The organism is Thioalkalivibrio thiocyanoxidans ARh2 (genome assembly GCF_000385215.1).
Classification (GTDB): domain Bacteria; phylum Pseudomonadota; class Gammaproteobacteria; order Ectothiorhodospirales; family Ectothiorhodospiraceae; genus Thioalkalivibrio; species Thioalkalivibrio thiocyanoxidans.
Map to the genome: position 1 here is coordinate 13,372 of NZ_ARQK01000038.1, position 13,976 is coordinate 27,347.

At 66.2% G+C, this 13,976-nt stretch carries 10 protein-coding genes; 6 read left to right on the plus strand and 4 right to left on the minus strand.

All coding sequences use genetic code 11. The features are described from left to right. Nucleotides 1–4 precede the first annotated feature (4 nt). Nucleotides 5–946 carry a glutathione synthase gene (gshB, locus tag G372_RS0103495; RefSeq protein ID WP_026340356.1) on the minus strand — a complete coding sequence of 314 codons (942 nt, stop codon included), beginning with the start codon at nt 944–946 and terminating at the stop codon, nt 5–7. A gap of 203 nt (nt 947–1,149) precedes the next feature. On the opposite strand from gshB, the gene G372_RS0103500 reads away from it, so the two are divergent. Genes G372_RS0103500 through G372_RS0103525 form a run of 6 tightly spaced genes read left to right on the plus strand, consistent with a single transcriptional unit; the run spans nt 1,150 to nt 10,778 of the window. Then, entirely contained in the window at nt 1,150–1,569 is a 420-nt protein-coding gene (locus tag G372_RS0103500; RefSeq protein ID WP_019623996.1) for a response regulator, read from the plus strand. Between the two features lie 38 nt (nt 1,570–1,607). Beyond that, nucleotides 1,608–1,973: a twitching motility response regulator PilH gene (gene pilH / locus G372_RS0103505; protein ID WP_018863623.1), complete on the plus strand. Its 366-nt coding sequence runs from the start codon at nt 1,608–1,610 to the stop codon at nt 1,971–1,973. Continuing rightward, nucleotides 1,970–2,548, plus strand: a complete 579-nt coding sequence (locus G372_RS0103510; protein WP_018863624.1) for a chemotaxis protein CheW — start codon at nt 1,970–1,972, stop codon at nt 2,546–2,548. The genes pilH and G372_RS0103510 overlap by 4 nt, the downstream gene beginning before the upstream one ends. 35 nt (nt 2,549–2,583) lie before the next feature. Beyond that, entirely contained in the window at nt 2,584–4,662 is a 2,079-nt protein-coding gene (locus G372_RS0103515) for a methyl-accepting chemotaxis protein (protein ID WP_038070491.1), read from the plus strand. A 15-nt stretch (nt 4,663–4,677) separates the two neighbouring features. After that, complete coding sequence (locus G372_RS0103520) at nt 4,678–10,290, plus strand: hybrid sensor histidine kinase/response regulator (protein ID WP_019623998.1); 5,613 nt, start codon at nt 4,678–4,680, stop codon at nt 10,288–10,290. Continuing rightward, a complete protein-coding gene (locus G372_RS0103525) occupies nt 10,287–10,778 on the plus strand; it encodes a hypothetical protein (protein WP_018863627.1) in 492 nt (163 codons plus the stop codon). The genes G372_RS0103520 and G372_RS0103525 overlap by 4 nt, the downstream gene beginning before the upstream one ends. Before the next feature lie 46 nt (nt 10,779–10,824). Here G372_RS0103525 and G372_RS0103530 read toward each other — a convergent pair whose 3' ends face one another. From G372_RS0103530 to ahcY, 3 genes are all read right to left on the minus strand, one after another. Further along, nucleotides 10,825–11,592 carry a 16S rRNA (uracil(1498)-N(3))-methyltransferase gene (locus tag G372_RS0103530; protein WP_018863628.1) on the minus strand — a complete coding sequence of 256 codons (768 nt, stop codon included), beginning with the start codon at nt 11,590–11,592 and terminating at the stop codon, nt 10,825–10,827. A gap of 6 nt (nt 11,593–11,598) precedes the next feature. After that, on the minus strand, nt 11,599–12,453 hold the full coding sequence (gene metF, locus G372_RS0103535) for a methylenetetrahydrofolate reductase [NAD(P)H] (RefSeq protein WP_018863629.1): 855 nt from the start codon (nt 12,451–12,453) through the stop codon (nt 11,599–11,601). 95 nt (nt 12,454–12,548) lie between these two features. Continuing rightward, nucleotides 12,549–13,961: an adenosylhomocysteinase gene (ahcY, locus tag G372_RS0103540; RefSeq protein WP_018863630.1), complete on the minus strand. Its 1,413-nt coding sequence runs from the start codon at nt 13,959–13,961 to the stop codon at nt 12,549–12,551. Nucleotides 13,962–13,976: the final 15 nt, after the last annotated feature.

The window sequence follows — 13,976 nt, forward strand, 5'->3', positions numbered from 1 at the left end:
GGGGTCAGGGGCGGGTCAGGTAGTCGATGAACTGGCCGGCGAGGTCGTCGCCGCAGGCGGCATCGAGCTCGCGTACGCCGGTAGGGCTCGTCACGTTGATCTCCGTCAGGTAGTCGCCAATCACGTCGATGCCGACAAAGTCCAGGCCGCGGCGTTTCAGTTCCGGGGCGATCTGCGCACAGATCCAGCGGTCGCGATCGGTCAGGGGTACGGCCTCGCCGCGCCCCCCGGCGGCCAGGTTCGCCCGGGTCTCGCCCTCGGCCGGGATCCGCGCCAGCGCGTAGTCGTAGGGTTCGCCGCCGATCAGGATGATGCGCTTGTCGCCGGCGGTGTATTCCGGCAGGAAGCGCTGGGCGACGATGGTGCGCTGGTCGAATTCGGTCATGGTCTCGAGGATCACCGAGAGGTTGGGGTCTCCCTCGCGGATACGGAATACCGAGGCCCCGCCCATGCCGTCCAGCGGCTTGACCACGATGTCGCCCTGACGCTCGAGAAAGGCGCGGATACGCGCGCGGTCGCGGGTGATCAGGGTGGGTGGCCCGCAGTCCGCGAAATGCGTGGCAAAGGCCTTCTCGTTGACATCGCGCAGGGCGCCGGGCCGGTTGACCACGCGCACCCCGTCCCGCTCGGCGAGGTCCAGGGCGTAGGTGGCGTAGATGTATTCGAGGTCGAACGGCGGGTCCTTGCGCATCAGCAGGAGATCGAAACGACTGGCGTCGCCCTCGTCTTCCGGCCCCAGGGTGTAATAGCCCTCGCGCTGGTCCCGCACGGTCACCGGGCGACTTCGCACCTGGGCGCGTCCCGCGTCGATCCACAGGTCGCCGGGTTCCAGGTAGTGCAGGCGATGCCCGCGGGCCTGGGCGGCGAGCAGCATGGCGAAGGTCGTGTCTTTCCACGGCTTGATGCTGGCGATGGGGTCCATCAGGACAGCGATGTCATGCGCCACGAGCGGTTCCGGGGTGTCGGTGTGCCCCGAGTATGCCACGCCATCGGGGTGTTCATGGATTCCCGGATCAAGGGCGTCTGCAGGGTGCTCGTTGTAGGCTGCCCACTGCCGGGGGTGCCGCGGCAATATCATTGTGTGCTGTTTGTCACGGACTCGCGCTTCCGCTAGATTCGAGGGCGCAGAGAGCCTTCGGGGGGAACAGGGTGGCGAACGCACTGGCAGAGGCGGACTCGGCTGCCGAGTTTCAAGGGCTGAAAGTCATGGTCATCGATGACAGCAAGACCATTCGGCGCACCGCCGAATCCTTGCTGCAAAAGCACGGTGCGGACGTGATTACGGCCGTGGATGGTTTCGAGGCCCTGGCCAAGGTGGTCAATTCCAATCCCGACATCATCTTCATCGATGTCATGATGCCGCGTCTGGACGGCTACCAGACCTGCGCCCTGATCAAGAACAACAAGCGGTTTCGGGCCACGCCGATCATCATGCTGTCGAGCAAGGACAGCGTGTTCGACAAGGCCAAGGGCCGTGTGGTCGGGTCCGAGGATTACCTCACCAAGCCCTTTACCCGGGATGACCTCCTGGGCGCGATGCGCCAGTACACCCGCCCGGCAGGAAGCTGAAACCCGCCGCACCACAAGATGCCGACAAGGAATGACCCATGGCCCGCATCCTGATCGTTGACGATTCACCGACCGAGATTCATGTCCTGCGCACCATGCTGGAGAAGCATGGCCACGCCGTGACCACGGCCGAAAGCGGCGAGGAAGGCGTCGCCGCGGCCAGGGCGCAGGTTCCGGATCTGGTGCTGATGGATGTGGTGATGCCGGGCCTGAACGGCTTTCAGGCCACCCGCGAGCTGTCGAAAGCCGATGAGACCTCGCATGTGCCCGTGGTCGTGGTGTCCACCAAGGACCAGGCCACCGACCGTGTATGGGCAATGCGCCAGGGTGCCCGCGACTACATCACCAAACCGGTGGCCGAAAAGGATCTGCTGCAGACCATCGGGAAGTATCTGAACCCATGAAGGTCGATCGGTCCACGCCCTATGCCTTGCTCGCGAGTCTCGATCGCGAAGGGCGCCGCGTGAACCGCGAACTGCGACGGGATATCGGCACGGGCTGGCGCGGGGTGTTGCTGCGCGTCGCCGATTTTCGTTTTCTGGTCGACATGGATTCGATCGCCGAGGTTGCCGACCCGTTGTCCCTGACGCGCGTGCCACTGGCGGATCCAGCGGTGCTGGGGGTGGGGAACCTGCGTGGGCTGGTCCTGCCGGTGTTCGACATGGGCAAGCTGCTGCTGGATTCGCCCCTGCCGCATGACGCGACCGGGCAGCGCGTCGTGGTGGCACCCCAGGGACACGGGATGGCCGGGCTGCTGGTGAGTCAGGTCGAGGGCATGCGGCGCTGTATCCCGTCGCAACGGCGACTGGAAGTGTCGGTGCCCGACAGTGTTCGCCCCTTTATTACCGGCGGGTTCGATCTCGGGCACCGGCTGCACCCGGTGCTGGATCTGGACCTGCTCTTGAATGACACCAATCGCTTTGCCGGCATGGAGCTGGCCGGGGCACCGAATACCGAACAGACCGCGGCTGCTGTGTAAGCGGAGGCGACGGGCTGCAACAGGGGGTATGACGTATGGGATCGAGTCGCCGATTGCGCAATATCGTCCTCGGGGGGCTGCTGGTGCTGGCCCTGATCGCGACGGGCGTGGCCTTTACCTATCACGAATTCGAACAAAGCCAGTATCGCGATCGCATCGCCCTGGCCAGCGAGATGCAGTTGCTGTCGCAGCGCTTGGCGACCGGTACGCTGGAGGCGGCCGGGGGTTCCGAGCAGGCGATCTCGGATATCACGGAGCTGCGCAACCGCTTCGATGACCAGGTCGAACGGCTGCGTGATGGCGGCGATGGCCTGTTGCCGCTGCCCGATGCGGTATCCACCGAGCTCTCTGCCGTCAATCGCGAATGGTCGCAGTATCGCGATGATGTCACTACCGTAATCGTCGGTTCCGACGATATCGAGCAGGTGACGGAATTCTCCGAGGCGGTGGAGGCCTTCTCGCCGGAGCTGGCACGTCTGTCCGACGACGTGGTACGGCGCATGGTCCAGATCGGCGAATCCCCGGAGCAGGTCTATGTGGCCTCGCGCCAGACCATGCTGATCCAGCGGATCGCCAACAACCTCAACCAGGTGCTGCAGGGTGGCACGGCGGCGGCTACCGCGATCGAACGTTTCGAACGCGACGCCACGCTGTACGGGCGCGTGCTCGACGGGCTGATCGAGGGCTTCGAACCGCTCGGTGTCGAACGCGTCGATGACACCGAGACGCAGCGCATGCTGCAGGAGATCGCCACCTTGTTCATCGCCTTCAGCGAGGCGGTCGAGGGGGTCCTGGATACCTCGTCGCAGATCTTCGAGATCAATGCGGCGGCCTCCTCCGTCGAGGCCCGCTCCGGAGTGATGCTGGAGGTCACCGGCGACCTGGAGGCGGCCCTGAACCGGGAGGCCGCGCAGGCGGGCGTGATCGCCCTGGTCGGTTTTGCCCTGGGTGCTCTGGCGCTGCTGCTGCTGATCGCGATGGGCCTTTTCCTCTATCGCGATACCAAGCGCGAGCTGGCCGAGACCGAGGCGCAGAACGAACGTAACCAGCAGGCGATCCTGCGCCTGCTGGACGAGATGATGAACCTCGCCGACGGGGACCTCACCGTCAACGCGACCGTGACCGAGGACTTCACCGGAGCGATCGCGGACTCGATGAACTACGCGATCGAGAACCTGCGTACCCTGGTCGCGACGATCAATACGGTGGCCGCGGATATCAGCGAATCGTCGGCCGCCACACGCTCGCAGGTGCTGGGGCTGGCCGAGAAGTCCGAGGAACAGGCCCGCGAGATCCAGCAGGCGAACGATGCGATCGACGAGGTGAGTCAGTCGGTCGACAAGGTTGCGCAGGATGCCGGGCAGTCGGCCCAGGTAGCACGAAACTCGGTGGAGATCGCTTCCAAGGGGGCGGCCACAGTGCGCCGCTCGATCGAGGGGATGGATACCATTCGCGAGCAGATCCAGGAAACCGCGAAACGGATCAAGCGCCTGGGCGAATCCTCGCAGGAGATCGGCGACATCATCGGGCTGATCAACGACATCGCCGAGCAGACCAACGTGCTCGCGTTGAACGCAGCGATCCAGGCCTCCGCCGCGGGCGAAGCGGGCCGCGGCTTCGCGGTGGTGGCAGACGAGGTCCAGCGCCTCGCGGAGCGCTCCTCCGGGGCGACCCGACAGGTCGAGGGGCTAGTCAAGGCGATCCAGGCGGATACCAGCGAGGCGGTATCGTCGATGGAACAGAGTACCGCCAACGTGGTGTCCGGGGCCGAGATGGCCCAGGCCGCGGGCGAGGCGCTGGCCGAGATCGAGCAGGTTTCCGCGGACCTGGCGGACCTGATCGACGGGATCGCGAGCTCGGCACGCCAGCAGTCCGAAATGGCGCGCAACGTGACCTCGATCATGGGGGAGATTCGCGAGATCACCTCGGAGACTACCCAGGGTACCCAGTCCACCGCGGCCGCCATCGGCGATCTGGCGCAACTGTCTGCGCAACTCCAGTCCTCGGTGTCGGACTTCAAGCTCCCCGATCCGACGCTGCCCGAGCCTGGCGAGGCCCCCGCCGAGCCCGATGCGTCGCCCGAGGAGACCGTCCCGAACGAGCAGCGCGCCTGACGTCGGGCCGCGGATATGGCACCCAGCGCACTGAATTGGGTCCGCGACGAGCTCGACAAGCTCTTTGTCGAGCTCCAGGACGCCCTGCGTCGTTATGCCGAGGACCCCGCCTGTGGCGAGTGTCTGGATGAGGCCCGTGCGATTCTGGATCAGATTCGCGGCACCCTGACCATGGTGCAGGTCGAGAGTGTTGTCCTGATCTGCGACGAGATGCTGCAGGTGATGGATCTGCAGCAGGGCGCGGAATCCCTTGGACCTGAGGCGACCGAGGCATTATTGCGTGCCGCTTTGCAGCTGCCCGACTACCTCGAGCAGGAGGGTGATACGGAGCGGCCATCGCCGATGATCCTGGTGCCGCTGCTCAACGAGCTGCGGGCGGCGCGGGGCGCGACCCTCCTGATGGATGTTGCGGCCTTGATGCCGGATCTTCAGGCCGTGGACGACGACCGGGTCGGGTCGGGTGGCGATGCGCCGCAGCCGAAGGAGCGGGCGCGGCGCCTGCAGGAGGCCCGCCGGGGCTTCCAGCGCGAGCTCCTGGAGCTGGTGCGTGGTGATGTAATGGCGGCCGCAGCCCGTCTGCAGCCCATCGCTCACCAGATCGAGGAGCTGGTCCCGCCCGGCGATCTCCGGCGCCTGTTCTGGATTGCCGGCGGCATCCTGGAGTCACTCGCCGATCAGGGACTCGAGGCGAGTACCGACATTCGCCGCCTGATTGGGCGCGTGGACCGGGAGCTCGGGCGTTATCTCGGCATCCTCGCCGAGCATTGCGAATCCAGCGATGATGGTTCGGAGCCCGAATACGCCATCCCCGATGACCTGATCAAGACCCTGCTGTTCCATATTGCGGGAGCGAGCTCCGACGGCGAGCAGACGCGCGCCGTGCGCGAGGTGTTCGGCCTGCAGACCCTGAACAGTGACCAGGACGGGGGTGTTGGCCATGCGGTCTACCAGAATCTGCGTGCCGCCCTTGAAGATGATCTGGCCGAGGTCCGCGAGCGTCTGGATGTCCTGATGCGCTCGCCGCAGCGCAGCCACGAGGAACTGGCCAGCCTGAGCGAACAGGTCGAGCGAATCGGCTCGACCCTGAGCCTGTTGGGACTCGAGGCCGGCCAGCGCCATACCGAGGCCCTGATCGAGGCCCTGAACCCGGAACGGGCCGGGCAGTCTGACGAACAGGTCGACATGGAACTGGCCGAGCACCTGCTGGCACTGGAGTCGCTGCTCGAATCCGGTCTGCGCCGGCGGGCGGCCAGCGGCCCGCGCGCCGACTTCGATCGCCATCTGGCGGCCGCCATCTACCAGGAGGCCCTGGTGGACGTGCGGCGCGTGCGCGATACCCTGCTCGGATACCTGTCGGGGGAAGGCGCGGACCACGGGTTGCGCGAGGCTCGCAGTGCACTGGAACGGGTCGACGGTGCGATGTCGATCGGGGGGTTCGAGACCCTGCAGGCCCTGCTGCAGCCATTGATCCGCTATCTGGATGCCCGTGTCGACACCGGGGTCACAGCGCAGGAGTTGGGCGAGGACGAGGTCGAGGCCCTGGCCGAGGTGCTGAGTTCGATCGAGCTGGCGCTCGAGTCGTCCGGGCAGCCCTGGCGCGAGCTGGACAGTGTCCATGAGCGGGGCGTGGCCGCGCTGCAGCGCCTGGGTGCAATCTCCGGTGGCGATGCGATCGAGCGCCCCGTTGCGCTGACCGACGTGCCGGCGCCCGCAAGCGAGGGGGAGGACAGCCCGGCCCGCCAGGTCGAGGAGGCCGCGCAGGAAGAGCCGCTGGCCGCCACGTTCGGCGAGGCCGCGGGAGCCGCGGAGGCCGAGGCGCCCCCGGAACCGGAGGCTGCAACCGAAACCCCTTCGTCACCATCGTCAGTGGCGCCGGTCCAGGGCGCGACCCGCCTGCACTACGACGAGTCCGTGCTGTCCTCGCAGGTCCGGGGGCCGGATATCGACCCCGAGATCCTCGACATCTTCCTGGAGGAGGCCGACGAGGAAATCGCGAGCCTCGGCGAGCAGTTCCCGCGCTGGCAGGCTGCACCCTCCGACAGGGATGCCCTGACGGTGATCCGCCGCTCCTTTCATACGCTCAAGGGCTCCGGGCGCCTGGCCGGGGCCCTGCGTCTGGGGGAATTTGCCTGGGTCGTGGAGTCGTTCCTCAACCGTCTGCTGGAAGGCGGCGACGAGGCCGATTTCGCGACCATCCAGGCACTCGAGGATGCGATCGGGGTGCTGCCGGGCCTTGTGGCCGAGGTCCGCGACGATACCGGTCCGGACACCCCCGTGCTGGACATCGCCCTGCGCCTGCAGGCGTTACTGTCCGGCGCGATGGAGCCTTCGGAGGAACCCGGTGAGGTGCCGGCCGGTGTGGAGGATGACTTTGCCGAGCTGGCGCGCAGTATGGATGCGCTCGAGCCTGCCGGCGAGGACGAGGGCGAATCCGAATGGCCGACAGTCCCCATCCCCGAGGCCCCGGAGGGCGAACTGGAGGCGGCGCAGCCGCTGTCCGCGGGTGCGCAGGAGCTGGAGGAGCCCCTGGAAGCACCCGGGCCCGAGTCTGACTCTGAGCCCGAGTCCGAGTCCGAGTCCGAGTCCGAGTCCGAGACTGAGGACGAGCCGGATGCCCCGCTGGAACCCGTGCTGGAAACGAGCGACGAAATGCTCGATGTGCCCGCGGATACGAGCACCGATCCGCAACTCTGGCAGGTGTTCGCAGCCGAGGCCCGCACCCATCTCGCAACGCTGCGCGCATGGATCGACGAGTCCGGGAATCGGCCCGACCGGGTGCCGAACCACGAGCTCGAGCGCGCGCTGCACACCCTGAACGGCAGCGCCCGAACGGCTGACATCCGCGGTATCTATGCTGTCTGCGGGCCCTTCGAGCGCATCGTGCGCATCCATAAGGAGATGGGGTGGCCGCTGTCCGCGCGCGCCCAGACCTTGCTCGCCGAGCTCGAGGGCTACGTGGCGGATGCGGTGGCCGACGAGCAGCCCGATCCGGTCAAGACTGAAGCTCCCCCCGCCTGGTCATCCGAGGTCTATGACCTCCTCGATCACGCGACCGCCGAGCAGCTGCTGCGCGCCGCGGACGATGACGCCGCCGAACAGATGCCCGCGCCGCCACGACCGGATGAAGACGCGCCGGATCTCGACCTGCCGCCTCTGGACGCCGAGGAGACACAGCCGCTGGATTCCGCGCCGGCGATGCCCGAGCCGGTTGCCGGCGAACCCAGCGACTTGGGCCCGGCGGAACCACAGGACACGGGTCTGGAGCCCGAGCCCGAGCCCGAGCCCGAGCCGGAAGAGGAGATCGATCCGGAGTTTGCCGAGGTCTTCATCGAGGAGGCCCGCGATATCCTCGATGCGGCATTTGCGGCCCTCGCGGCGTGGCGCCAGGCCGGCGGCCGCCCGGGCCCGGATCAGAATGCGTTCCAGCGCGAAGTGCACACGCTCAAGGGCAGTGCGCGCATGGCCGGCTTCGAGGTGGTCGGGGCCATCGCCCATGCCCTCGAGAGTGCGCTGGGCGTGGAGACCGAGACGGGGCTGGAGCCTCGCGAGGGTTTTTTCCGGCTGGTCGAACGCGCACTGAGTGATGTTCAGCGCCTTGTGGAACGCGGGGTGGGCGGCTGGCAGACGGACGAGGATGCCAGCGAGACCCTTCCGGCCCTGCGCGACTGGGCCTCCGGTGGCGGCGACGAGTTCGAGAGCCCGTCGCCCGCATCCAGCGACGACGAGGCTGCTGCGGGCGGGGCCCGTCCGGAAGAGGACACGTCGGCGGCGGCCTCGCCAGCTGTTCCGATGGAGGAGGCGCGCCGCATCCAGGATCAGGTGCGCATGGACGCCGAAGTGCTGGACGCGCTGGTCAACCATGCCGGCGAACTCGCCACCTTCCATCGCCGTTTCGAACAGACTGTGGGCCGGGTCGAGGGCGAGGTCGATGAACTCGAGCGCACCATTGCCCGTCTGCGCGAACAGCTGCGCAAGCTCGAGATCGAGACCGAGGCACAGATCCTGTTCCGGGTGGAGAAGGAGAGCGGCGACGAAGCGGTGGATTTCGACCCGCTGGAAATGGACCGATATTCGGGCATCCAGCAGCTCTCTCGCGCCCTGGCCGAGAGTGTCAGTGACCTTGAGGCATTGAAGCAGGACGTCGCCGACGAACTGCAGAATGCGAGCGGCATCCTGCTGCAACAGCGCCGGGTAGGTACGGACTTGCAGGACCAGCTCATGCGTCAGCGCATGGTGCGGTTTGCGCGCATGGCTCCCCGCCTGCGACGGGTGGTCCGCCAGGCGAGCGATGACCTGGGCAAGCCGGTGCGGGTGGAGTTTTCCGGTCAGGGCGCCGAGCTGGATCGGGCTCTGCTGGAGCGCCTGGTCGCCCCGCTGGAGCATCTGCTGCGTAACGCGATTGCCCACGGGATCGAGGACCCGGAATCACGTCGCGCGGCCGGCAAGTCGGAAACGGGGCATATTGCGGTGTCGCTGGAACAGTCGGGAAGCGAAATCCGCCTGCAGGTGACCGACGACGGTGCCGGGATCGATGCCAATGCCATCCGCGCCCGGGCCGTGGAGCGCGGCCTGCTGTCCGCCGACGCGCAGATCACCGATCCGCAGGCGTTGCAGTTGATCCTGCAGTCCGGGTTTTCCACCGCCTCGAAGGTCTCTCAGGTGGCCGGGCGCGGTGTGGGCCTGGATGTGGTCAACAGCGACGTCAAACAGTTGGGCGGTACGCTGGACATCGACTCGACTCCGGGGCAAGGCTCGCGCTTTACCATGCGCCTGCCGTTTACGCTGGCCATTTCGCAGGCGCTGCTGGTGCAGGTGGGCGAGGAGACCTTCGCCGTGCCGATGGCCTCCGTGGAAGGCGTGGTGCGCGCACATGCCGAGGAGGTTGTCACCCGCGACGATGGGCGCGTGACCTATCCGTACGCTGGCCAGGACTACGCCGTGCGGGCCCTTGGCGATCTGATGGGCGTCGAGACGCAGGCCAGTGCGAGCCATCTGCCCGACCATGCGTTCCCGTTGTTGCTGGTACGGGCCGACGATCAGCGTGTGGCGCTCCGGATCGACGGTTTGCTGGGGAGCCAGGAGGTGGTGGTGAAGTCGGTGGGCCCGGTGCTCAGCCGCATCCCGGGAGTTGCCGGCGCTACCCTGCAAGGGGATGGTTCGGTCATGCTGATCCTGGATCTGAGCATGCTGGTGCGTTTTGCGGCCGCCACGGCGGCGATCGGCGAGGCCGGCCCAGTGGCGGATGCCGCCAGCGCGCCGCGCATCATGGTCGTCGACGACTCGATCACGATCCGCAAGGTCACCGCGCGCCTGCTCGCCCGTCACGGCTATGACGTGGTGACCGCCCGGGACGGGCTGGACGCGGTGGCGATGCTGGAAGAGCGGCGACCGCAGCTGATCCTGCTGGATGTGGAGATGCCCCGCATGGACGGCTTCGAGTTCGCCGCCCATGTCCGTGATCACCCGGAGCTGAGCCAGGTGCCGATCATCATGATTACGTCGCGCAGCGGCACCAAGCATCGCGAGCGCGCCTCGCGCCTGGGCGTCAACGGCTATCTGGGCAAGCCGTACCTGGAGAATGACTTGCTGGAAGAGATCCGGCGCCATCTCGAGGAGGTCGCCGTATGAGCGAGGAGATCCGGGACCCGTCCGTCGAATCCGTGATCGTGCAGCTGGACACCGGGTCCATCGTGCTGCCGCGTAGTTGCTTTCTCGAGGTCACGACGCGGGCGGGGGCCCTGCAGACCGATCACGAACATACGGATATCCCCTGGCTGGAGCCCACGCTGATCTGGCAGGACGTCCAGGTGCCGGTGATCAATGTCCACCGCTTGTTGTATCCCGAAGAGCCTGCCGAGGATGCCCAGCGCCGGTTTACCCGTCTGCTGGTCATGCAGGCCATTACGCAGCCCGAGCGGTTGCCGTTCTATGCGCTGGAGGTGCGTGGCACCCCGCATCCGGTAAGGATCACGCCGCAAAACATCTATGCGGTCGATGACGCGGATGCCTCGCCCTGGGCATGGCGCGTGAAGGCGTCGGGTGTGACCAGCCACCTGCTGCGGCTCGATGCGATCGAAGGCCGCTTGCTGGAACTTTCGCGGCCAGAGACGGCGTAAGTCGTTCCCGGCCGATCACGGGAAGCGGGGGGCGTCCGGCGTTCGCCTAACTTGGGCCCGCGCCGCCGTCGAGATCGCCCAGCTGCCACTGCACCAGGGTCAGCAGGCTGATCGCCGCCGTCTCGGTGCGCAGGGTGCGCGGGCCGATGGACACAGGGCGAAATCCGCCCTCGCGCGCCTGGTCGCGTTCCTCGGCGGTGAGCCCGCCCTCCGGCCCGATCAGTATTCGCACACGCTGGGGCGACCCGGTCTTTCCGGACGGTCCGAGAACCACGGACAATGGTGGCCCGTCCTCGTCGGCCATCAGGTCGAGCGCGGGTTCCGCGGCGTTCAGGGCATCAGCCAGCTCAACCGGCTGGGCAAGGAGCGGGAGTTCGTTACGGCCGCATTGTTCGGCCGCGGCCTGGATGATCCCGGTCCAGTGGGCGTGGCGCTTGTCCAGCCCGCGGTGCGCGGCGGCCGAGCGGCTCCGTGCGCAGAGCACCGGCCGAATCACGCTGGCACCCAGTTCCACCGCCTTCTGCACGGCCAGGTCCATATGATCTCCGCGGGCGATGCCCTGGAGCAGTTCAATGGGGCGTGCGGGCGTGGTGGGAGCGGCGGCGTGTTCGCCCAGGTGAAAAGTGCCGCTGCGGCGTCCGGTGATCTCCAGACGGGCGTGGAATTCGTTGCCCTGGCCGTCGAATACCCGGCAGGCGGCATCGTTTTTCAGGCGCAGGACGTTGGTGGCGTAGTGCAGCCGGTCCTGCGGGGCGGAAATGGACTGCCCCGCGGCCAGATCCGTGTCGGTGATCAGCAGCCGGGGGCAGCGCATCGGGCGTTACCGACGGTTGTCCAGGTCCAGATTCTTCCAGATGGTCTCGGTCGGACCGGCCTGGTTCATCGAGTAGAAGTGGATGCCCGGGGCACCTTTTTCGAGCACGTCGTCGGTCAGGCGCGTGGCGATCTCGATCCCGAATTTGCGGATCGACTCCTTGTCGTCGCCGTAGGCCTCCATCCGCTTGCGGATGTAGCGCGGGATCTCGGCGCCGCACATCTCGGAGAAGCGCACGATCTGGGTGTAGTTGGTGATCGGCATGATCCCGACAATGATCGGGATGGTGATGCCCATCGCCTGCACCCGTTCCATGAAGGCCTCGTAGGCGTCCACGTTGTAAAAATACTGGGTGATCGCGGCGTCGGCGCCGGCATCCACCTTGGTCTTGAAGTTCTCCAGATCCTTCTCGGCATTCGGGGCCTGCGGATGGAATTCCGGATAGGCCGCGACCTCGATCTTGAACTGGTCGCCGAACTCGGCGCGCACGAACTCCACGAGCTCGGAGGCGTAACGGAAATCACCGCCGGAGTTCTTGGTGCCGGATGGCAGATCGCCGCGCAGCGCGACAATGCGGTTAACCCCGATGTCACGGTAGGTCGCCAGCAGGTCATACAGCTCGCCTCGGGTAGAGGAGATGCAGGACACATGCGGGGCGGCCGGGATGCCGTCCTTGTCGATGATGTCCCTGACCGTTTCCAGGGTGCGGTCGCGGGTGGAGCCGCCGGCACCAAAGGTCACGGAGTAGAACTCGGGTTTCAGGGTGCCCAGACGCTTGCGGGCCTTCGCCAGACGCTCGGCCCCGGCCTCGTCCTTGGGCGGGAAGAATTCAACGCTGAAGACGCGTTTTTGGTCAGACATGTTTGTCCTCCAGACAAAAAGAAGGCGGACCGCACGAACATGCGGCCCGCCCCGGCGTTCACATTAACAACGAATTGAAATGTGAGGCTGGCCGATCAGTAGCGGTAGTGTTCCGGCTTGAACGGACCATCCACCGGCAGACCCAGGTACTTGGCCTGATCGTCGGTCAGACGGGTCAGGTTGGCACCCAGCTTCTTCAGGTGCAGCTGCGCGACCTTCTCGTCCAGGTGCTTCGGCAGCACGTAGACGTTCTTGTCGTACTGGTCACCCTTAGTCCACAGCTCGATCTGAGCCAGGGTCTGGTTGGTGAAGGAGTTGGACATCACGAAGCTCGGATGACCGGTGCCGCAGCCCAGGTTCACCAGGCGGCCTTCGGCCAGCATGATGATCCGGTTGCCGTTCGGCAGGATGATGTGGTCAACCTGCGGCTTGATGTTTTCCCACTCGTACTTGCGCATCGCGGCCACGGCGATCTCGGAGTCGAAGTGACCGATGTTGCAGACGATGGCCTGGTCCTTCATGCGGGTCATGTGATCTTCGGTGATCACGTCCTTGTTACCGGTGGCGGTAACGAAGATCTCGGCCTTGTCGGCGGCCTCGTCCATCGTGACCACGCGGAAGCCTTCCATCGAGGCCTGCAGGGCGCAGATCGGGTCGATCTCGGTGATCCACACGGTGGCACCCAGGCCGGCCAGCGACTGGGCGGCACCCTTGCCGACGTCACCATAACCGGCGACCACGGCGATCTTGCCCGCGATCATCACGTCGGTGGCGCGCTTGATGGAGTCCACGGTGGACTCGCGGCAGCCGTACAGGTTGTCGAACTTGGACTTGGTGACCGAGTCGTTGACGTTGATCGCCGGGAAGGCCAGCTCGCCATCCTTCGCCATCTGGTACAGGCGATGGACACCGGTGGTGGTCTCTTCGGTCACGCCCTGGATCTTGGCGAGTTGCTCGGAGTACCAGTTCGGCTGCTTGGCGAGACGATCCTTGATCGAGGCAAACAGGGCGATCTCTTCTTCGTTCTCCGGGTTGGAGATGACGGACTGGTCCTTCTCGGCCTTGGCGCCGATGTGCAGGAGCAGCGTGGCGTCACCACCGTCGTCCAGGATCATGTTGGCGCCGCCGTCGAATTCAAAGATGCGGTGGCAGTAGTCCCAGTACTCTTCCAGGGTCTCGCCCTTCACGGCGAACACGGGGGTGCCGTTGTCGGCGATCGCGGCCGCGGCATGGTCCTGGGTGGAGTAGATGTTGCAGGAGGCCCAGCGCACGTCGGCACCCAGGGCTTCCAGGGTCTGGATCAGGACCGCGGTCTGGATGGTCATGTGCAGGGAACCGGCGATCTTCGCGCCCTTCAGCGGTTTGGAGGCCGCGAACTCTTCGCGCGTCTGGATCAGACCGGGCATTTCGGTCTCGGCGATCGCAATTTCCTTGCGGCCGAACTCGGCAAGGTTAATGTCCTTGACGACGTAATCGGTCGTTTTCTTGTCGTTCATCACAGCATTCATGGATCAACTTCTCCG

Coding starts and splice junctions, on each gene's coding strand:
- G372_RS0103510 (WP_018863624.1), top strand. CDS start 1,970: ATGAAGGTCGATCGGTCCACGCCCTATGCCTTGCTCGCGAGTCTCGAT.
- pilH (WP_018863623.1), top strand. CDS start 1,608: ATGGCCCGCATCCTGATCGTTGACGATTCACCGACCGAGATTCATGTC.
- G372_RS0103515 (WP_038070491.1), top strand. CDS start 2,584: ATGGGATCGAGTCGCCGATTGCGCAATATCGTCCTCGGGGGGCTGCTG.
- metF (WP_018863629.1), bottom strand. CDS start 12,453: ATGTCTGACCAAAAACGCGTCTTCAGCGTTGAATTCTTCCCGCCCAAG.
- G372_RS0103520 (WP_019623998.1), top strand. CDS start 4,678: ATGGCACCCAGCGCACTGAATTGGGTCCGCGACGAGCTCGACAAGCTC.
- G372_RS0103530 (WP_018863628.1), bottom strand. CDS start 11,592: ATGCGCTGCCCCCGGCTGCTGATCACCGACACGGATCTGGCCGCGGGG.
- ahcY (WP_018863630.1), bottom strand. CDS start 13,961: ATGAATGCTGTGATGAACGACAAGAAAACGACCGATTACGTCGTCAAG.
- G372_RS0103525 (WP_018863627.1), top strand. CDS start 10,287: ATGAGCGAGGAGATCCGGGACCCGTCCGTCGAATCCGTGATCGTGCAG.